We start from the raw sequence: 19,997 nt of genomic DNA, 5'->3' as shown, positions 1-19,997 counted from the left end.
AGCCAGTGTTAATGCTGGTACTGCCGGCTTACTCACATTATTTTGCATATATTTGATTTACAAAATTGGGGAGCCTCGAATTTTATCATCTGGCTTCTCATGAAATTGCCTTGTACATAAAAACCCATACTTTCTTAGAGTGTTATAGTTTTTCTAGCTAAGCCTGCACGGCACTGTTGCAAATAGGCTGACATGATAAGCTAAATATCTTATTTATTTCGAGATACAGCAGATGAATCCCTTCCATGGTCGGCACTTTCAAGGTGAAATCATTCTTTGGGCTGTTCGTTGGTATTGTAAATATGGCATCAGCTATCGTGAACTTCAAGAAATGCTCGCTGAACGAGGTGTGAATGTTGACCACACCACAATTTATCGTTGGGTTCAGCGTTATGCTCCAGAAATGGAAAAACGCTTACGCTGGTATTGGCGTAATCCTACAGATTTACATTCATGGCATATGGATGAGACTTATATCAAAGTGAAGGGGCGATGGACTTACCTGTATCGTGCAGTTGATCAACATGGTCATACGATTGACTTTTACCTTTCCGCTAGACGGAACAGTAAATCAGCTTATTGTTTTTTAGGAAAGATCTTCAGTACGGTGAAAAAATGGCAAATTCCACGGGTCATCAATACAGATAAAGCAGCGACCTATGGCCATGCTTTATCACGGTTAAAGCGAGAAGGAAAATGTCCAGTAGATATTGAGCACAGGCAGATTAAGTATAAAAATAATGTCATTGAATGTGATCATGGTAAGTTAAAGCGGATCATCAGGGCCACATTAGGATTCAAATCTATGAAGACGGCTTATGCCACAATTAAAGGTATTGAAGTCATGCGTGCACTACGTAAAGGACAAGCATCGTCATTTTATTATGGTCAGCCTCAAGGTGAAGTGTGTCTAATCAACAGGGTTTTCGGTCTCTAAGCACTTTTAAAAAGGAACTTCATCGACTCAAATCTCTATTTGCAACAGTGCCTTTTTTTGACCTTTGCTTCAACTTTCATACAGTCGGTATGCATCATATCCTGGTTTTGAGATGCTTCCATTTGCATGGATTTCATCTGTTCAGATGGCATTAAACACCGCTTATGTACAGACGAAGCAGCAGCAGCCGATCCTACTAAAAGGATAGCAAACGATAAAAACAGCGATAGGCATGTTTTTAACCACTGCATAGAGATAAGACCAAAATTTAAGCTTTTTTAGTTTTACAGATTCGAAAGGAAATGACAACAATTTCATGAATAGTAGCCGAAGCTACCATTCATGATTCCAAGTCATATTATTTTAAAAAACTAATTCGATACCTGCACCATATTTCCATCCCTTTTCAGACTCTGTTGCCTCTTGCATAGAAGTGGCTTTCTGTCCTTTTTCATATTGGTAAGCAACATCAATGAAAGGTTTAATTCGCTTAGTAATCTCATATCGGGTTTTGATACCAGTTTTAAGTTCTGATAAACCTGATTTTGCAGCATAGTTAGAATCATCGCTAAATATTACATCTGCTTCGATATAAGGTTGAGTAATAAGTTTCTGAGTTAAAAGCAAATCACGTTCTAATTCAAAACTTGCTCCCCAAAAATTATTCTCACCGCCATAAAGATATGCTTGTGTTTCAAAGAAATAAGGAGCTAATCCTAATACACCAATAACACCATCAACTCGATCACTGTTGCTGCTATTTTTATCTTCGCTATATCTTACACCAGCTTGTATATCCCAAAATGGGGCTACGTTACGGCTATAAAGTGCTGATACAGCATATTTTGGATCATTACTTTCTGACTTTTCCGAATTGGCTTCAATAAATAGACGATTTTCATCTGTTCCAATCAAAGTTTCAAGCTTTGTTCCTAGGTTGCCCTTACCGTCTTCATCAACCATCCATGCATTTTCAAGTCTTGTTACTTGATAAATTTGTCCGCCATGTTCTTTAAGATGATCATCGTGAGATCCGTCTGATGTCTTTCTTGCAGTCAAAATAATATTATCTCCCCCATTTGCATTTTCCATTGAATAATATTCTGGATACAATTCTTGGGGGCTATATCTTAAGCCACCAGACTCCTGTAATAAGACTCTCATACCATTTGTAATATTACTTTCTTGTTCCGAAGTGCTGCTATTAGCAAAAGTTAAGTTTGATATACTTATTAATGCAATTGATAAGACTGTTTTTGAGAAGAAATTCTTAGTGATTTGCATGTGGATTTACTCCCTTCTCATTTACTTGGGACTGAGGAACAGTCTTTGTAGAATTACCATCTTCCACTTGAGCTACAATGAGTTTATTCATCATTCCTGCACTCATATGGTAAAGCAGGTGACAATGAATAGCCCACTCACCTAACTCATCAGCTGTGAGTAGAGTGGTTATCGTTTTCCCAGGTGGAACAATTACCGTATGTTTGTTTGGCATATTGCTTGGATCCTGACCATTCTCAAGCTGCATAAACATGCCATGTAAGTGCATTGGGTGAGCCATCATACTGTCATTGACAAATTTTAAGCGAATACGTTCACCATACTTCACCACTAGTGGGTCGGCTTCATTAAATTTTTTACCATTTATTGTCCAAATATAACGCTCCATGTTTCCACCAAGACGGATCTCTATTTCACGTTCAGCTGCACGAGTGTCTTTTTGAGGATCTAACGATTGCAAATCACTATATTGCAATGCTTTATTACCTTCAGGTGTTGAAGCATTTGCCCATCCAAATACGGTATTATCATTCTTGTCTGAAGCCGCCTTAACAGTAGCGCTATTCATCGGCATATCATGATCCATACCTTTCATAGAAGACATATCATGATCCATACCTTTCATAGAAGACATATCGTGATTCATGCCTTTCATAGAAGACATATCATGATTCATATCTTTCATTGAAGACATATCATGATCCATACCTTTCATAGAAGACATATCGTGATTCATGCCTTTCATAGAAGACATATCATGATCCATACCTTTCATAGAAGACATATCGTGATTCATGCCTTTCATAGAAGACATATCGTGATTCATATCTTTCATAGATGACATGTCATGGCTCATCCCCATATCTTCCATAGTTAATAAAGCACGAGGGCGAGATTTAGGCATCTCAATTTGTTTGACTGCTGGGCTGCTTTCTTCATGTAATGTTCCCACTGAAAAACCGGTACGATCAATAGATTCAGCTTCAATTTGGTAATGTGCTTGTTTTGGTTCCACAATGACATCATAGGTTTCAGCAGTACCAATACGGAACTCATCTACAGGAACGGGCTTTACAGGTTGACCATCAGCACTGACTACAGTCATTTTTAGGTTTGGAATGCGTACATCAAAGAATGACATAGCGGAAGCATTAATAAAACGAAGGCGAACTTTTTCACCAGCTTTGAAGTTACCGGTCCAGTTTTGCTGAGGTGTTTTGCCATTCATTAAAAATGTATAACCAGTCACATCGGACATATCTGTTTTCAACATCCGCATCTGATTCCACATAGAGCGGTCTTGCCAAGTTGCCTTTAATCCATCACGTTTAACTTGTTTTAATACATCGAATACTGTTTCGCGACGGTTCTGATAGTAATCTGCTTCTTTTTTAAGATTTTTCATAATTTGATCACTTGTTGAATTATGAAAATCAGAAAGCAAAACAACGTAATCTTTATCGGTTTTTTCAGCAGCTGTTAGTGGAGTTTTATCTTTAGGATAAATAACAAAAGCACCATATAAACCGTCTTGTTCTTGTCCTTTACTATGTGAATGATACCAATAAGTACCATTTTGGCGGACTTTAAACTTATATTCATAAGTTTTATTAGGGGCAATGCCATTAAATTTGTTAAATCCAGGTACACCATCCATAATTCCAGGTAATAATAAGCCATGCCAATGGATTGAAGAGTCCTGATTTTTTAACTTATTGTGAACACGGATAACGGCCTCATCACCTTCTTCAAATTCAAGAAGTGGTGCAACGAATTTACCATTAACGGTAATTCTCTTTAGCGGTTTTCCTGTGATATTTACAGTTTGTTCAGCGATTGTTAAATCATATTCTTTAACTGCCGCCATTACCCAAGTTGATGAAAATAAACCAACTCCAATTAAGAGTACATGACTTAACTTATTTGACATTCTATCTCACCTTTAGAAAGGTCAAGATTGAAGTAATAAAGCAAATATTTAGTATAAACTTTAATACTTCTTTCTCGCTATTTATAAAATTATTTATTGCTACTAGGCATATTCATCTTTGAATGATCCATTTTAGAATGGTCCATATTCATCATAGAATGATCCATTTTTGACATGTCAGATGAGTTAGGAGACTGATGTTGACTATGATCTTGCTGAGTCTTGTCATCTTTTTCCATTTTACAAGGTTTTGTACAAGGTTTCTGTGCTTTTACCGTTTTAGTGGCACTTGAGGTTGATACATCTTTTGCCCAAGATTGAGTACCAGCAATTAAAGTTCCAGCACACATTAAAATTGTTAGACTACGACGCACTACAGTTTTCATAAGTTTCTCTAAAAGTTAATTTCTTGCTACTACAATAAAGTGAAGCACTGAACATCTAAGTGACTTGAAAATGACATTTTTGTAATCTATCTCGATCAGATGTTTTATAACGTTATTATAGTTTTAATGAATGACTTAGGATTCGGAAATGAGAATACTATTAGTTGAAGATGAACAAAAAACTGGTGATTATCTCAAGCAAGGTTTATCCGAAGCTGGCTATATTACGGACTGGGTTACAGATGGGTTAACGGGTAAACATCAAGCTCTTTCTGAAGAGTATGACTTAATTATTTTAGACGTGATGTTACCTGGACTAAATGGTTGGAATATTATCAATGATATTCGTAGCAGCGGTAAAACAATGCCCATTCTTTTTCTTACCGCCCGAGATCAGATAGAAGATCGAGTAAAAGGATTAGAGCTAGGCGCTGATGATTATTTAGTTAAGCCTTTTGCTTTTGCAGAGCTTCTAGCTCGAATAAAAACGCTCCTTAGACGAGGGCAACAAAGAGAAGATAATAATATTATTAAGATTGCTGATTTAGAACTTGATTTGAGAAAACGTCGGGTAACACGAGCAGGTCAACGCATTGATTTAACGGCTAAAGAATTTGCTCTTATGGAGCTTTTTATGCGTAGAAGAGGTGAAATTCTACCAAGAGCACTTATTGCATCTCAAATTTGGGATATGAACTTTGATAGTGATACAAATGTAGTTGAAGTCGCTATTAAACGATTAAGAAATAAAGTAGATAGTAATTTTACCCCTAAGTTAATTCAAAATATTAGAGGAATGGGGTATGTATTAGAGGTAGAAGATGAATAATAAATTATTCAAATCTATCAGTTTTCGTATTGGTATTATTTTCTCATTATCGACTATATGCATTCTCATTATGATGGGGTTTTTCATCCATAAATTAGTGATGCATCATTTTGAAACGCAAGATCGTACCCAATTAGAAGGTAAAATCCAGCTTATTCAGAATCTTCTCCAACAGCATCCTAAAAATTCTCCAGAACTTGATCTATATTTGAAAGATGCTTTAGTTGGACACCATGATCTTATGGTCCAAATAGAACGACCGGCAGGTCAGATTTTATTTAGTTCAGCATCTTCAATCATTAATACTCAACAGTTAATCAAGTCAGCAAATAACCCTTGGATTAAATGGAAAATTAAGAATAAGACCTATCGTGGCATGATCTACAACACGGATATAAACAAAAATACTGAAATACAATCTGTACGCATTATTGTGGGGATCGATACATCTGAACATCTACATTTTTTAAATGATTTTAAGCGTCAACTTTTTTACATTGGTTTAGCCGGTACGATTTGTTTAATGTTTTTAGGCTGGTTTGCAACCTGGAGAGGTTTAAGACCCGTGCAAAAAATGGCTAAGGTCGCAGAAGGCATTTCTGCCCAACATCTTTCAGAACGTTTAGAAGTTGAGCACACACCAACCGAACTAAAATCATTAGCAATTGCCTTCAATGATATGCTCGACAGACTAGAATCAGCTTTAGAAAGGCTTTCCGATTTTTCATCTGATTTAGCGCATGAAATTAGAACACCGATTAATAACTTAATGACTCAAACTCAAGTATGTCTTGCCCGTAAACGAGATACCAGTACCTATCAAGAAGTACTATTTTCTAATTTAGAAGAATTAGAACGTTTGGCTCGAATGGTATCCGATATGCTTTTCTTGGCAAAAGCAGAACATGGCCTAAAATTACAGAACTTACAGAATATTGACCTGGTTAAAGAAGTTACAGCCTTATTTGATTTCTATGATGCGCTAGCTGCCGAAAAAAATATGACGCTTCAACAAACAGGATCTGGAAATGTCAAAGGTGATCCTGCTATGTTACGTCGAGCACTCAGCAATCTATTATCTAATGCAGTTAAATATGGAAATAAGAATTCTACAATACGCATAAAACTTCAACAGAATTTAGATAACACAATATTTTCAATTGAAAATGAAGGCCCTGAAATCTCTCCTGAACAACTATCCAGGTTATTTGATCGATTTTATCGAACAGATGCATCTAGACAAAGAACAGAAGAAGGAACCGGCTTAGGGCTCGCGATAACAAAATCTATTCTTGATATGCTTGGGGCGACCATCCAGGCTGAATCCCTCAATGGTCGAATCATTTTTACCATTGTTTTTCAAAGTGAATCCATGCAAGGGGAATCATTTTAACTCATTTTTTGAACATCTTCCATTTACCCGAGTTGACCTTACATAAAGCTCAAACTGAGAGCCAGAGCTACGCCAGCACCTATCATGGCAATTGTGTAGCCAAATATGATAGCTCGGCCAAACTGTGCCCCCCCTGTCATCCATGCAATTGTCGCTTTGCTTAACATGTTGCTCAGTGTGGCCAGCCCTAGCGCGACAGCAGCCACATTTGTTGTTAAGCCTTCAGTACTATGCAGGCGGGCAAGTGAGACTAAAATAGCATCTACGTCTGCTAGCCCAGAAATAGTCGATAATACGAAGATGCCGCTGGTGCCCAACCATTGTTTTGCTGCCGGGACCAAGACTGCCATGACAGCCAGGAAAGCAGCGAAGCTGAATGCTGTCCCAAGATCAAAAGGAGCCATTGCTTCTATTGTTCGATCGTTGTTTTCAGCGCTGGTAATTTGGCGTTGTCTCCACAATGCCATACCCAGCAGAAGGATTCCCGCAATCATCATTGCACCACCAAAAGTGCTTAGCAATGCTGGCTCAATGACGCCTATCAGCACAACCATACGAAAAAACATGATGCCACAGGCAGCCAATGTTCCAGAAATAGCAGCACTGACCATGACGGGGTGCTGGCGTGTATAGCGTGCCAGTGCGACAGTTGCAGCTGTAGAAGATGCCAAACCACCCAATAGACCTGTCCAGAGTATGCCTCTTTGTGAACCGGTAAGCCGCATGGCAAAATGACCTGCCAGAGAGAGTCCGGCAATCAGGATCACTGCCCACCATAACTGGTAAGGATTTAATGCAGCAAAAGGTCCCAGACCCGTATTGGGTAAGTAGGGTAATATAACGACAGAAAGTACCAGCAACTGCAGGGATGCGGTTAATTCACGATGCTCTATCAAGCGTAGCCAACCGTGTAAGGTTGGCTTGAGATCCAAAAATACAGCGACGATTACAGCCGCGGTTAATGCTAAAGTAACATTACCATGGGATGCATATGCACCTAAAACTAATGTCAACAGCATCGCGATCGTCGTGGTAGCGCTTAGATTACCGGAAAGTTTTGCGGTACGCGCGTAGGACACTGTTAATAATAAGGAAAGCCCTAATACGGCCGCGACCAGCGGCCAAGGCCCGAAGTTTGGTTGTAAATGACCGAGCACTCCTCCGAGCAATCCTGTCAATGTGAAGGTACGTAGGCCTGCTACTCGGCTGCCCTCGGGCAATTCACGATCGTGCCATCCTCGTTCTAAACCAATGAGCAGGCCGATGGCAAGTGCTGCAATAAGACCTGGTACATCTGGTGGAAGAAAAGAACTCTCTATCATAACTTTTTATTTCGCAGGCGAAGGGCATTCGTGATGACTGAAGCTGAACTCAAACTCATAGCCAAGGCGGCAATCATCGGTGACAACAACCAACCGGTAAATGGATATAGTACGCCAGCCGCGATAGGGATACCCAAAGCATTGTAAAGGAAAGCAAACATGAGGTTCTGTTTCATGTTGCCGACAGTAGCTTCCGAAAGTGAACGGGCAACAGCAATCCCTCGTAAATCTCCCTTGACCAGCGTAACTTGGGCACTATTCATTGCAACATCAGTCCCGGTTCCCATAGCGATACCGACATCAGCTTTAGCCAAGGCTGGTGCATCATTGATGCCATCACCAGCCATAGCCACGATGCGACCTTCCTTCTGCAATTTGCTGACAAGTTCTAGTTTATCTGCGGGTTTGACTTCGCCATGTACCTCATCAATGCCTAGACGTGCTGCGACTGAACGGGCAGTGGTGAGACCATCTCCTGTTGCCATCACGATACGTAGACCCGCTTCCTTCAGGGTGGCAAGTGCTTCTGGGGTATTTTTTTTGATGGGATCGGATACTGCAAGCAGACCGGCCAATTCACCATTGATGGCTAGATGCATCACACTTGCACCTTCCGAACGCAGCTCTTCGGCTTGCGGAATCAGAGATTGTACCGAGATACCCAATTGCTCCATCAGTGCTGTGTTGCCCAAAGCTAACTGACGATCGCCCACTTGACCTCGAACACCAATCCCTGAGCCCGATTCAAAATTATCTGGTGTTTCAAGAGACAGGCCACGTTCGTGTGCTGCATTTACAATCGCTTCGGCTAGCGGGTGTTCACTGCCTTGATCAAGACTGGCGGCTAAACGTAATACTTCAGATTCGTCAAAATCTGATGCGGCAACTACACGATCGAATACAGGGCGTCCTTCAGTTAACGTACCTGTTTTATCGATGATTAGTGTGTCAATCTTGCGTAGATTCTCAATGGCTGCTGCATCACGAAACAGCACACCATGAGTAGCACCTTGACCCGTCGCAACCATGATAGACATTGGAGTTGCCAAGCCTAGTGCACAAGGACAGGCAATAATGAGTACTGCCACAGCATTGATTAATGCATAAACCCAGCTTGATTCTTCTGGGCCGAATAGTCCCCATCCAAAGAAGGTAAGCAAGGCAATGGTCACTACAGCCATGACGAACCAACCTGCTACCTGATCAGCCATACGTTGCATTGGTGCTCTCGATCGTTGAGCTTGCGCCACCATCTGTACGATCTGGGATAACATGGTACTTGAACCAATTTTCTCTGAACGCATGATCAATGAACCATTGGTATTCAGGGTAGCTCCAATGACTTTATCGCCGATACGTTTAGTGATAGGTAAAGGTTCACCTGTCAGCATCGATTCATCCACTGAACTACTTCCTTCAGTGATTACACCATCCACAGGCACTTTTTCACCTGGGCGAATTCTGAGTAAATCTCCTACATGGACATGCGTTAGAGGAACATCTTCTTCAGTTCCATCAGGCAGGATTCGGCGAGCTGTTTTAGGAGCGAGCCCAAGGAGTGACTTAATTGCAGCAGAAGTTTGCGAACGTGCTTTTAACTCCAATATTTGTCCCAGTAGGGTCAATGAAATGATGACCGCTGAAGCTTCAAAGTAAACAGCGACACGACCCATGGAAATAAATGAGTCTGGGAAGATTTGCGGTGCAATGGTTGCGACCACACTATAAATAAATGCAGCTCCAGTGCCCAAACCAATCAGCGTCCACATGTTCGGGCTGCGATTCACAACCGATTGCCAACCCCGGGAAAAAAATGGCCAACCTGCCCAAAGTACAATTGGGAGTGACAACACCAGTTCAATCCAGCTCTGAACAGCCATATTGAACAGGTTCATTTGATGACCAAACATCGCCAAAAAAGTCACGATGATGGTCAATGGCAGTGTCCACCAGAAGCGTCGGCGGAAATCACGTAACTCCGGATTCTCATCTTCCTCTAATTCAGGAATGAGTGGCTCCAGTGTCATTCCGCATTTAGGACAGTTTCCAGGATGATCTTGCCTGATTTCTGGATGCATTGGGCATGTATAGATGGTCGTACCTGTTGTGCTTGCCGCATTAACGTGTTGAACAGTCTGATGATGCTGTGTATGTGCATCGGCAGTCGTCGTTGCGGGTTTAGCGATATATTGCACCGGGCTGCTATGAAACTTTGATTGACATTTATCACTGCAAAAAAAGTAAGTTTTCCCCTTAAATTCCTCATGGTATTTCGATTCTTCAGTGACGGTCATACCACAGACTGGGTCTTTCAGTACGTCTGTTGTAGCCTGTGCCATATGGTCCTGGTTATGATTTTTTTGATCTGACATAAATAATTCTCTTATGGAAAAGTGGTTTTATGGCCGAATTTTGGAATAAATCTCGGAGTCTGTTGAGCATAGCTGTCATAGACAGCGCCAAACTGTTTACTCATTTCAGCCTCTTCCTTAATTGCCAAGCGGCTGTACATTAAGAGTAGGATTGGAAACATAATCAGTGTCAGTAAAGTTGGCCATTGCAATAAAAAACCCAGCAAGATCATCACAAAAGCCACGTATTGTGGGTGACGTATACGTGCATAAGGGCCTGTGATCGCTAAAGAATGCTGACGTTGCGCGTTGTACAGCACGTGCCATGACGTTGATAACAGGTAAAATCCATAACCCAAGAAAACGTAACTGGCGATATGCAAAATGCCAAAATGTGGATCACCTTTTTCACCTAATAGCGTTGACCACAAGTGACCTGCATTATGAGAAAGTAAGTCAAGTTGAGGGAAGCGAGTTTGAAGCCAACCAGATAACAGGTAAATGGTTAAAGGAAAACCATACATTTCGACAAATAGAGCAATGATAAAAGCCGAAAAGGCCCCAAATGTACGCCAATCGCGCGCAGTGGAAGGTCTAAAAAAACTGAAAGCGAACATGATAAAAACTGCTGAGTTAATGATAACCAGCGTCCATAAACCATAAGCCGATTCCGCATGATTCATGATGGATCTCCTGATAAGAGCTATTTTTTGTTATCAGATATATCGGATTTTTTTTGCTGCGAGTGGTTATGCCCATGACCACCATGCATAAAAATATGCATCAGTGGACACGCTAAAAGGAATAAATAAGGCAAAGCACCGATAACGTGGGCTAAATGTTCCGTTAATAGAAAATAAGCTGCGATACCACCCAGCACGATTAGACCAATGGCATAACGTGTAGACCAAAAGTTAGGTACTGAATTATTTTCTTGGTGTTGGTGATTCATGGTGCTTTCCCCTAATTCATGGGTAACTATTTAGTTGCTGACGGAGGCATACAGTCCATCATCATCTGCATCATGGATTGCATCATGTCCATACGTTTTTCCATCATCTGCTGACGGTCAGCCATATTTGCATTCATGCTTTGGCTGCCCATCTGTTTCATCATACTCATACCTCCTTGCATGAGTTTCATGTGCTCAGCCATAAGTTTCTGACGTTCTTGTGGGGTTTTTGCAGCCATCATCTTCTCATGCATGGCTTGCATCGCCTTCATGTGTTGATCCATTGCAGCCATTTTATCTGTAGCAGTGGTGCTGGTAACTGTTTGCTTAATTGTTACTGCAGATGGTGCTGTTTTTTCAGGGTGGTGATCTTTGTGTTCATCGGATTGCTGTGCAAATGTATTCAATGACGCGGCTGCGATACATAAGCCCAAAAAAATGTTTTTGAATTTCATCATAATTTTTTCCTTTAAATAATTTGGAAGTAAAAGCTATGTTTTAGTACTGAACAGAGTCTAGGAATTTGACTACTAAACTGATGAAATTTTTGGTTATTCTCTGTCTCTCTTAAAAATTTTAGCACTATTAATTAATTATTTTTAAAAATGACAAAAATGTAATTTTGAGATCTTCTCGAAATATATAGTCTATGCTGAGATGACAAAAATTTTATTTAATATTAATCTTTTAAAACTATTAAAGTTGTTATGATTTTATGTGCTTAAAAAAATAAAAATGAAATGATTAGATGACTCCAAGGCTAGTTAGAGACTAATTTACACTGTTATTCCTTTAAAGAAAAAATACAGTTGATCAAAATAGTTTTTTATAGAAAAAAGGGTGGATAATTTAATTATTAAACTTATTGGTATATTTATTAGATAGAAGGTAAAGAAGATTATTTTTAATATTAGGGTTTATAATCCAAATTTCAGAGTAAGGAATCTACTACTTATATAATAGAGATTCCATCTCCAAAACAGTACTACTGTATGAATGAGTTGTATTCAATGCAGGGAAGAATGTAGATCCTTAATACTAACGGAAAATTATTTTACTGAATTTTCATGTAAAGACTCATTTAATTGATCAATCACTGTCGTCCATTCACCATCAGAGTGTAGTTTTTCTTCTAAAAAATGACGTTGAGCATCAGTCCAAAAAATTGCTTGTGTTAAAAAAACATCTCCAGCTAGCTGATGGCTCTCTATGAATTTTGCAATTGCTTCTTCAGTAGAAGCTAAACCAAGCTGTTCAAATAATTTGGTCATTCTTGGACGTGTTTGAGTCATGTGCTTAGCCCACAAATTTATATTAGATCAAATTAAACATAACATGTTTATATTTAAACTAAAATATAAAAAATTAAATAGCTACTATTTTCTTAGACAAAATGATTACTACATTTCATAAATCAACCACCTACATAATTTGTTTGTTAAATGATCATTATTTTTCAATAAGATTATTTTAATAGTTAAAGATTTTAAATTTTAAAAATGACAAAAATGTAATTTTGAAGTCATCGCTCTGTTTCTGTCTCTCACTAATAATTGAAATATAAGAGGAGATGATGTGGTCTCATTAAATATAGATTTTATAAAGTCATCTCTAATGAACTAACGAATCAAGAGGAAACGTAAATGAAATTATTTCAAAATAAAATGACTGCTCTACGTAATGTTGTAGTAGCTGCAACGATGATTGTGGCTACTACAACTACGTTCGCACATGTGAGTTTAGTGAGTGCGATTCCTGCGGAAAATGCATCTATCCTTAGTCAACCAAAGAACTTGACCCTTAACTTTGGTGCAGAGGTTATGTTGATGAATATTAAGTTACTGGATGCTCAGCGAAGAGATGTTCCTTTAAAATATAAAGTTACTCATGACTTAAAGAAATCCTTTGATGTCGCTCTTCCGAAACTGAAAAAAGGTAAATATACCGTTGTCTGGACAACAATGGGGAAAGATGGTCACAACATGAATGGTGAATATAGTTTCACTATCAAATCAACTAAATAAGAATTGATTACCTTTCAACATGTCAGTGAGGTGCTGGCATGTTGTTCTAGAATGGACAAAAATAATGATTTCTGAATATTGGATGTGGGCCACTTGGTTAACTAAGGTTATTTTATATTTAAGTGTAGCTTTTGTCGTTGGTGGAGCCTTTTGCTATTTTTTACTTAGACAATATCTTGAACTAAAAGAATCGATTCTTAAATATATTACAATTGGCGCTGGATTAGGCCTAATTTCCAGTACCTTGGGATTTTTTATTCTGATTGGTAGTTTTGCCAATACTGGTATTACAGGTATGGTGGACCCCACGTATATTAATATATTGGTTAATACTCCGACGGGGTATATAAACGTTCTTCGTTCTATTAGTTTTGCTCTTTTACTTCTTCTCATGGTGGTTAAACTTAACAGGAACAAAGGTCATTTTTCTATAATTGAAAGTTCAATATTTTGTATTTTACTTATCCCGATTATTTTTAGTTTTTCCCAGCTCGGACATGTCGCTAATTTAACCTTACTTGCTCAAATTTTATTATCAATCCATATTCTAGTTATGTCGTTATGGATGGGGTCTTTATATCCGTTATGGAAAACCAGCCGGGAAATAAGTGGTTTACCTTTAAAAGATCGCATGCATGTATTTGGACGTATTGCTGCTTTCATTGTTGGGATATTAATCGCCTGTGGCGCTAGTGTAGCTCTTCTTTTAATTAAAGATTTTAATACCTTAATCAATACTGCATATGGCTATGGTTTCATGGTTAAAATGTTTTTTGTTATAAGTATTCTACTTTTAGCTGCCTTCAACAAATGGTATTTCACCCCGCGTCTTCAACATCCTAAATTCGCTAAACACCTTAGTCATGCCATTTTATTTGAGATGTTATTAGGTCTATCAATTCTATTAACAACAGGCTATATAACCACTGTCGTGGGTATTGAATAAGAGAATTTCAAAATAAGGGAATTGAGGAAATTTAACATTACTGCATTTATCTTTTGTAGCTGAGCAATAAAGTTTCTACTGGACTGTCAACTTACGACAATCAGAACAGTAAAATCGCATCATGAGGCATTATACATAAAGGTAGTCACCGGTTTTTAGCTTATCTTCAACCCATAACGGTCTCATCTATTCAGTTCACTACCATTGATTGAAATAACTAATCTTATAAATTTCAGAGTGATCGTAGATGACAAAAATGTCATTTTAAAGTCACATTAATGTTGGTTAAGTACTTTTACTGTAGTCATTAGAACACTCTTCTTTGGAATACTCTGAAGAAAACTGTAAGGTTGTAAACAGACCAAGTTACAGCGAGTAACTGATTCAGAAAAAGGCTGGTTGTATGGTGAAAGTTTAGAGTTACTGTTCTAATGTTTTAAACAAATGTTTTGTTAAAAAGGAGCAACATATGAAATTTCACATCGCTAATATGACTTGTGGTGGTTGTGCACGCGGCATTACTACCGCAATTAAAGAGCTCGACTCGAATGCCTCACTCGATATTGATTTACAAAACCGTATTGTTGAAATCAACACAACGGTGAGTCAGGATCAAGTCATTGCCACTCTCAGTGAGCGTGGATTTACAGCTGATCCTGCTTAATCTCTGTTAGAGTAACAGTGGGAATTCCTTACCACTTTTACTCTCTCTTATTTTCCTCATCGTACAGATAAAACCTGTACTTGCTTGAAATAAAAGTAATCCCTGAATTCCCCCTAATCTTGGTTCGAGCTGATCTTCGCATATAGAACTCAGCATATCTAAATGATAGAGATCGTATATGAGTACCGAAATGACTGATACGCCACACTACAGTGAAACATTAGAGATTGAGGGGATGACATGTGCTTCTTGTGTAGGCCGTGTGGAAAAAGCTTTAAAATCTGTTGAGGGTGTTGAATCGGCTCATGTAAATCTGGCTACCGAAAAAGCAGTCATTTATGCGCATCAACCACTTGATCGCGCTACTTTAATTAAAGCCGTAGAAAAAGCAGGCTACGAAGTGGAAGCGCTGCAACCAATAGAGCTTACGATTGAGGGTATGTCATGTGCTTCTTGTGTAGGTCGAGTAGAAAAGGCCTTAAAATCTGTTGAGGGTGTGGAATCAGCTCATGTAAATCTGGCTACTGAAAAAGCGACTATTCAGGCAAGCTCATCTGTCACTCGTGACTCGTTAATTCAGGCTGTCACCAAAGCAGGGTTTGAAGCAAAGTCAGTTCATCAAACTACGGAAAGCTTTCAAGATAAAAAAAATATTGAATTAGAAAAACTTAAAAAAGATTTAATTTTGTCAGTCTTATTGACTCTACCCGTTTTTATTTTAGAAATGGGATCACACCTGATTCCCGCCTTTCATACGTTTATGATGGATAACATTGGCCAACAAAATAGCTGGTTAATGCAATTTTTCTTGACCACAGTAGCATTAATTTTTCCAGGCCGACGCTTCTTCAAAAAGGGCATCCCAAGTTTATTCCGCTTAGCACCAGACATGAATTCCTTGGTGGCTGTAGGAACATTGGCTGCTTATCTTTATTCAGTGGTTGCTACTTTCTTTCCAAGTGTCCTGCCACAAGGCACGGTCAATGTTTATTATGAAGCTGCAGCGGTTATTATCACTTTAATTCTATTAGGTAGATTTTTTGAAGCCAAGGCAAAAGGCCGAACGTCTTTAGCAATTCAACATCTAGTTGGAATGCAGCCTAAAGTTGCCAGAATACAGCTCAATAATCAGGTGATAGAAGTTCCGATTGCCGAAGTTCAAACAGGAACGATTGTAGAGATTAGACCAGGCGAGCGTATCCCTGTCGATGGTGAAGTTATTCACGGCCAAAGTTTTATTGATGAATCCATGATTACTGGCGAGCCTATGCCCGTTGAAAAAACGATAGGCTCTACTGTGGTAGGAGGAACAATTAACCAAAGTGGCAGCTTAAATATCAAAGCCACCTCTGTTGGTAGTTCATCAGTGCTTTCTCAAATCATCCGAATGGTTGAACAGGCACAGGGTTCCAAGCTGCCTATTCAGGCATTGGTTGATAAAATTACCATGTGGTTTGTACCTGTAGTAATGGGTCTCTCTCTTTTAACTTTTATTACTTGGTTTATCTTCGGCCCTGAGCCAGCCCTAACGTTTAGCTTAGTTAATGCAGTTGCGGTACTCATTATTGCATGTCCTTGTGCGATGGGACTTGCAACGCCTACATCAATCATGGTGGGAACTGGGCGGGGTGCTGAAATGGGGGTTTTATTTCGTAAAGGTGAAGCTTTACAGCTGCTCAAAGAAACTAAAGTGGTTGCAGTTGATAAAACAGGGACTCTGACTGAAGGGAAACCAATTTTAACCGATCTGCATGTCTTAGAAGGTTTTGAATACAATACCGTACTTTCACTGATGGCAGCCGTTGAATCAAAGTCTGAGCACCCTATTGCTCGAGCAATTGTACAAGCCGCTATAGATAAGGAATTAATCCTGTCTCCTGTTGCTGATTTTAAATCAGTGACCGGCTACGGAATAGAAGCGAAGGTTTCTGAGCATTTGGTTCATATTGGTGCAGATCGATATATGGAAAAACTAGGTTTGAATCCTACTGTTTTTTCTCAATTTTCGGATCGTTTGGGAGAAGAAGGAAAAACCCCTCTCTATGTTGCGATTGACCAGAAACTTGCTGCCATTATTGCTGTAGCAGATCCAATTAAAGAATCAACATTTGCTGCAATTGAAGCGTTACATCAGTTAGGTTTAAAGGTTGCCATGATTACAGGTGATAACCGTCATACAGCTCAAGCGATTGCAAAAAAACTAGGTATTGATGAGGTTATTGCAGAAGTCTTACCAGAAGGTAAAATAGAGGCCGTTAAAAAATTAAAAAATCAATATGGTAAACTCGCATATGTTGGAGATGGCATTAATGATGCCCCTGCACTTGCAGAAGCAGATATTGGTTTAGCAATAGGTACAGGTACAGACGTAGCTATTGAAGCTGCTGATGTGGTTTTGATGTCTGGCAACCTGAAAGGAGTGCCAAATGCTATCGCTTTAAGCAAAGCGACTATAACCAATATTCGTGAAAATTTATTTTGGGCATTTGTTTACAATGCAGCTCTGATTCCTATTGCAGCAGGTGTACTTTATCCGCAATTTGGACTGCTACTTTCTCCTGTATTTGCTGCTGGTGCAATGGCTCTCTCGTCAATATTTGTACTAGGAAATGCTTTACGATTAAAACGTTTTAAAGCCCCCCTTGCAATTATTTAACCATTTTTTATATACATTTAAAGTTTTGTTGGCTTTACTTTATATATTTGGAAATAGTCTAAGCCATGTTGGCTTTTATTAAATATCATACAGTTGATATTCTAATTATTTGAGAGGGATTAAGATGAAAAGAATTTTATTAATATGCTTTATAGGCATGTCATTTACCTATGCGAATGCTCATTCTGGGGGAACGAACTCACAGGGTTGTCATACCAACAGTAAAACTGGTGATTACCACTGTCATTAATAGGTGCGCACACAGTTTTTTATTTAAAAGACTGTGCTTTAAAGTTATAAGTAGCGTTTAACTAAAGCTAAAAATTCATTTAGTTCTTTTTCCTTTATTTTCTCAGTATCACCGAGTACATGTTCTCTAAGATGAAGTTCTATTAACTCATTCATTAAGCCATTTATCGCACCTTTAATTGCTGCAACTTGCTGTAATACCTCAATACAAGAATTTTCAGAATTTAAAATATTCTGTTCAAGGGCATTAGTTTGACCTTGAATTCGTCTAATCCGATTTAAAATTTTTTTGTTCTGATTTAAGTGAGACATACTATTCAACCTCAAGAACATATACTATGAGGGAGTATTAATTGTGGTGCAATAAAATGTAATATCTAAATAATGTTAAAAGTGACCATTCGCATCAATTTGACGAAGGAAATCCTTTAGCACAAAAGAAAATTTTAATCGCAACCATCCTCACTGGTGTAATGATGGTGTTTGAAATTTTTGGAGGATGGTTCTTTAATTCCATGGCTTTATTGGCTGATGGATGGCATATGAGTTCTCATATGTTGGCATTGGGCTTAGCTTATTTTGCCTATAAAATGGCTCGAAAATATGCTCGTGATCAGAGATTCTGTTTCGGTACATGGAAGATAGAAATCTTAGCTGGATATTCGAGTGCCATTTTATTGATGGTTGTTGCTGTATTCATGGGTGTTCAATCGATAGAACGTTTATTCAATCCTGTGAATATTCACTACAACGAGGCAATTTCAATTGCGATTGTTGGCTTGATCGTTAATTTTATTTGTGCCTGGTTACTACGTGAAAATGGTCACCACCACCATCATCACTCTCATGATGACCATGACCACCACCACGATCATCATCACTCTCATGATGACCATGACTTAAACCAGAAAGCCGCTTTTCTTCATGTAGTAGCAGATGCAGTAACTTCTGTATTAGCGATTATTGCACTTTTCGCAGGGAAGTATTTTGGATGGGATTTTTTAGATGCAATTCTAGGGATCGTAGGTGCAGTGCTTGTAGCACAATGGTCTTGGGGATTGATTAGAGAAACAGGTAAAACATTGCTTGATGCAGAGATGGAACATCCTGTAGTAAAGGAGATTCAGGAAGTTGTAGAGGAATTAGATAACCAAATTACGATTACTGATCTGCATGTCTGGAAAGTAGGTAGAAGTAAATTTTCATGTATTTTATCCCTAAATACAGTTAATGACTCCTTAACAGCAGAGGTAGTTCGTAAAGCTTTGTCAATTCATGAAGAGATTGTTCATATTTCTGTTGAAATTAACAAGAATTTCCATGTTGTTTAAATTAATATTTATTCCTTTTAAACTTTATCAGTCTATTTATGTAAATCTTAGATTAGAATTTGTTTGTTGTAGAGCGTCGGGGCGCCTCGGCAATTCTGCGTGTTGAAATAGAAAGGAAAATTCATTACTTTAAAGCGCAAAGCGTGTTGCAGATGCAGCTCTTATTCCGAGGAATTTTACACTGGTATCGCCCGCCGATAGAAACACCAGATCCGGCAGTCAGGACGTAAATAACCATTCCTCCAGTTTAAATAAAAAAACCTGCAGATTCGATGCAGGTTTTTTTTAGAGATAATCAATCGCGTCTTATTTGGCTTTACGCTCTTTCTCGATCAGGTAATTCACCACCTGAATGACTTTGGCATCATTACCCTGCACAATATATTTACCATTCACGGTCACTGCCGGAACACCACTTAACTGATACTGAGCAGCCAGATTTTTGGCTTGGGCAATTTTCGAAGTGATCGGGAAAGATTTATAAGTGCTGTTAAATTTCGCTTCAGGAATACCATAGCGGGTATAGAACTTGGCCAATTGCGCCTGTTCTAAAATTGGACGTTGCTTATCATGAATATCATGGAATAATTGTAAATGTGCTTTTTGACGCACACCCAATGCTTCAGACACATAATAAGCACGCGCTGCCTGCTCCCAGAGTGGATTCATTGCAGCCGGCGTACGTACAAAACGTACATCTTTTGGTAATTTTTTCAACCAGCCCTGCATATGTGGTTCAAGCG

19 protein-coding genes and 3 pseudogenes are annotated in these 19,997 nt (G+C 38.8%); 10 read left to right on the top strand and 12 right to left on the bottom strand.

The genetic code is table 11. The features are described 5' to 3' along the window. Nucleotides 1–232: 232 nt before the first annotated feature. Nucleotides 233–937 (top strand): IS6-like element IS1008 family transposase, encoded by a 705-nt coding sequence (locus NI464_RS14175; RefSeq protein WP_253139186.1) that lies wholly within the window; start codon nucleotides 233–235, stop codon nucleotides 935–937. A gap of 53 nt (nucleotides 938–990) precedes the next feature. On the opposite strand, the pseudogene NI464_RS14170 reads toward NI464_RS14175, so the two are convergent. From NI464_RS14170 to NI464_RS14155, 4 genes and pseudogenes are all read right to left on the bottom strand, one after another. Then, a pseudogene (locus NI464_RS14170) lies at nucleotides 991–1,188 on the bottom strand (hypothetical protein); the annotation flags it as partial. A 112-nt stretch (nucleotides 1,189–1,300) separates the two neighbouring features. After that, nucleotides 1,301–2,221 (bottom strand): copper resistance protein B, encoded by a 921-nt coding sequence (locus NI464_RS14165; protein ID WP_004733213.1) that lies wholly within the window; start codon nucleotides 2,219–2,221, stop codon nucleotides 1,301–1,303. Beyond that, a complete protein-coding gene (locus NI464_RS14160) occupies nucleotides 2,208–4,151 on the bottom strand; it encodes a multicopper oxidase domain-containing protein (protein WP_253139183.1) in 1,944 nt (647 codons plus the stop codon). The genes NI464_RS14165 and NI464_RS14160 overlap by 14 nt, the downstream gene beginning before the upstream one ends. A gap of 89 nt (nucleotides 4,152–4,240) precedes the next feature. Continuing rightward, the gene (locus NI464_RS14155; RefSeq protein ID WP_004695744.1) at nucleotides 4,241–4,537 is read right to left on the bottom strand and encodes a hypothetical protein; all 297 of its coding nucleotides are present in this window, start codon (nucleotides 4,535–4,537) and stop codon (nucleotides 4,241–4,243) included. A gap of 148 nt (nucleotides 4,538–4,685) precedes the next feature. Here NI464_RS14155 and NI464_RS14150 point away from each other — a divergent pair, with 148 nt between their 5' ends. Both NI464_RS14150 and NI464_RS14145 read left to right on the top strand, forming a co-directional pair. Continuing rightward, entirely contained in the window at nucleotides 4,686–5,366 is a 681-nt protein-coding gene (locus NI464_RS14150; RefSeq protein ID WP_004679347.1) for a heavy metal response regulator transcription factor, read from the top strand. Beyond that, nucleotides 5,359–6,759 carry a heavy metal sensor histidine kinase gene (locus NI464_RS14145; RefSeq protein ID WP_005105857.1) on the top strand — a complete coding sequence of 467 codons (1,401 nt, stop codon included), beginning with the start codon at nucleotides 5,359–5,361 and terminating at the stop codon, nucleotides 6,757–6,759. The genes NI464_RS14150 and NI464_RS14145 overlap by 8 nt, the downstream gene beginning before the upstream one ends. Before the next feature lie 38 nt (nucleotides 6,760–6,797). On the opposite strand, the gene NI464_RS14140 is transcribed toward NI464_RS14145, so the two are convergent. The 6 genes from NI464_RS14140 to NI464_RS14115 form a co-directional block, all read right to left on the bottom strand. Next, nucleotides 6,798–8,081 carry an MgtC/SapB family protein gene (locus NI464_RS14140; RefSeq protein ID WP_213687778.1) on the bottom strand — a complete coding sequence of 428 codons (1,284 nt, stop codon included), beginning with the start codon at nucleotides 8,079–8,081 and terminating at the stop codon, nucleotides 6,798–6,800. Continuing rightward, nucleotides 8,078–10,453: a heavy metal translocating P-type ATPase gene (locus NI464_RS14135; protein ID WP_004663996.1), complete on the bottom strand. Its 2,376-nt coding sequence runs from the start codon at nucleotides 10,451–10,453 to the stop codon at nucleotides 8,078–8,080. Before NI464_RS14135 ends, NI464_RS14140 begins: the two co-directional genes overlap by 4 nt. Before the next feature lie 11 nt (nucleotides 10,454–10,464). Beyond that, the gene (locus NI464_RS14130; protein WP_004663997.1) at nucleotides 10,465–11,115 is read right to left on the bottom strand and encodes a methyltransferase family protein; all 651 of its coding nucleotides are present in this window, start codon (nucleotides 11,113–11,115) and stop codon (nucleotides 10,465–10,467) included. A 20-nt stretch (nucleotides 11,116–11,135) separates the two neighbouring features. Further along, nucleotides 11,136–11,384 (bottom strand): DUF2933 domain-containing protein, encoded by a 249-nt coding sequence (locus tag NI464_RS14125; RefSeq protein WP_004695740.1) that lies wholly within the window; start codon nucleotides 11,382–11,384, stop codon nucleotides 11,136–11,138. Between the two features lie 26 nt (nucleotides 11,385–11,410). Beyond that, nucleotides 11,411–11,842, bottom strand: a complete 432-nt coding sequence (locus NI464_RS14120) for a hypothetical protein (RefSeq protein WP_004695737.1) — start codon at nucleotides 11,840–11,842, stop codon at nucleotides 11,411–11,413. Between the two features lie 591 nt (nucleotides 11,843–12,433). After that, nucleotides 12,434–12,676, bottom strand: a complete 243-nt coding sequence (locus tag NI464_RS14115; RefSeq protein ID WP_004281876.1) for a DUF2789 family protein — start codon at nucleotides 12,674–12,676, stop codon at nucleotides 12,434–12,436. Nucleotides 12,677–13,027: 351 nt separating this feature from the next. Between NI464_RS14115 and NI464_RS14110 the strand changes: the two genes are divergently transcribed. The 5 genes from NI464_RS14110 (at nucleotide 13,028) to NI464_RS15985 (ending at nucleotide 17,924) form a co-directional block, all read left to right on the top strand. Next, complete coding sequence (locus tag NI464_RS14110) at nucleotides 13,028–13,408, top strand: copper resistance CopC family protein (RefSeq protein WP_004681441.1); 381 nt, start codon at nucleotides 13,028–13,030, stop codon at nucleotides 13,406–13,408. A 64-nt stretch (nucleotides 13,409–13,472) separates the two neighbouring features. After that, nucleotides 13,473–14,354: a copper resistance D family protein gene (locus NI464_RS14105; protein WP_253139180.1), complete on the top strand. Its 882-nt coding sequence runs from the start codon at nucleotides 13,473–13,475 to the stop codon at nucleotides 14,352–14,354. A 469-nt stretch (nucleotides 14,355–14,823) separates the two neighbouring features. Beyond that, nucleotides 14,824–15,018 carry a heavy-metal-associated domain-containing protein gene (locus NI464_RS14100; RefSeq protein WP_004281879.1) on the top strand — a complete coding sequence of 65 codons (195 nt, stop codon included), beginning with the start codon at nucleotides 14,824–14,826 and terminating at the stop codon, nucleotides 15,016–15,018. Nucleotides 15,019–15,196: 178 nt separating this feature from the next. Beyond that, the gene (locus NI464_RS14095; RefSeq protein ID WP_213687777.1) at nucleotides 15,197–17,674 is read left to right on the top strand and encodes a heavy metal translocating P-type ATPase; all 2,478 of its coding nucleotides are present in this window, start codon (nucleotides 15,197–15,199) and stop codon (nucleotides 17,672–17,674) included. Nucleotides 17,675–17,798: 124 nt separating this feature from the next. Further along, nucleotides 17,799–17,924 (top strand): YHYH domain-containing protein, encoded by a 126-nt coding sequence (locus NI464_RS15985; RefSeq protein WP_094148905.1) that lies wholly within the window; start codon nucleotides 17,799–17,801, stop codon nucleotides 17,922–17,924. Between the two features lie 44 nt (nucleotides 17,925–17,968). Here the strand turns inward: NI464_RS15985 and NI464_RS14090 are convergent, their stop codons facing one another. Further along, complete coding sequence (locus NI464_RS14090) at nucleotides 17,969–18,235, bottom strand: metal/formaldehyde-sensitive transcriptional repressor (RefSeq protein WP_005006352.1); 267 nt, start codon at nucleotides 18,233–18,235, stop codon at nucleotides 17,969–17,971. A gap of 80 nt (nucleotides 18,236–18,315) precedes the next feature. Here NI464_RS14090 and dmeF point away from each other — a divergent pair. Both dmeF and NI464_RS15980 read left to right on the top strand, forming a co-directional pair. Beyond that, nucleotides 18,316–19,254, top strand: a pseudogene (dmeF, locus tag NI464_RS14085) (CDF family Co(II)/Ni(II) efflux transporter DmeF); the annotation flags it as partial. 128 nt (nucleotides 19,255–19,382) lie between these two features. Beyond that, nucleotides 19,383–19,484, top strand: a pseudogene (locus tag NI464_RS15980) (TetR family transcriptional regulator); the annotation flags it as partial. A 76-nt stretch (nucleotides 19,485–19,560) separates the two neighbouring features. Here NI464_RS15980 and NI464_RS14080 read toward each other — a convergent pair. Then, the coding region (locus NI464_RS14080) for a thiol:disulfide interchange protein DsbA/DsbL (protein ID WP_253139177.1) at nucleotides 19,561–19,997 on the bottom strand (437 nt) is incomplete at its 5' end.

Origin of the sequence: Acinetobacter lwoffii (assembly GCF_024129685.1) — a bacterium.
GTDB lineage: Bacteria > Pseudomonadota > Gammaproteobacteria > Pseudomonadales > Moraxellaceae > Acinetobacter > Acinetobacter lwoffii_X.
Note: the sequence above shows the minus strand (reverse complement) of the source record. Positions and strands in the feature narration are given on the sequence as shown.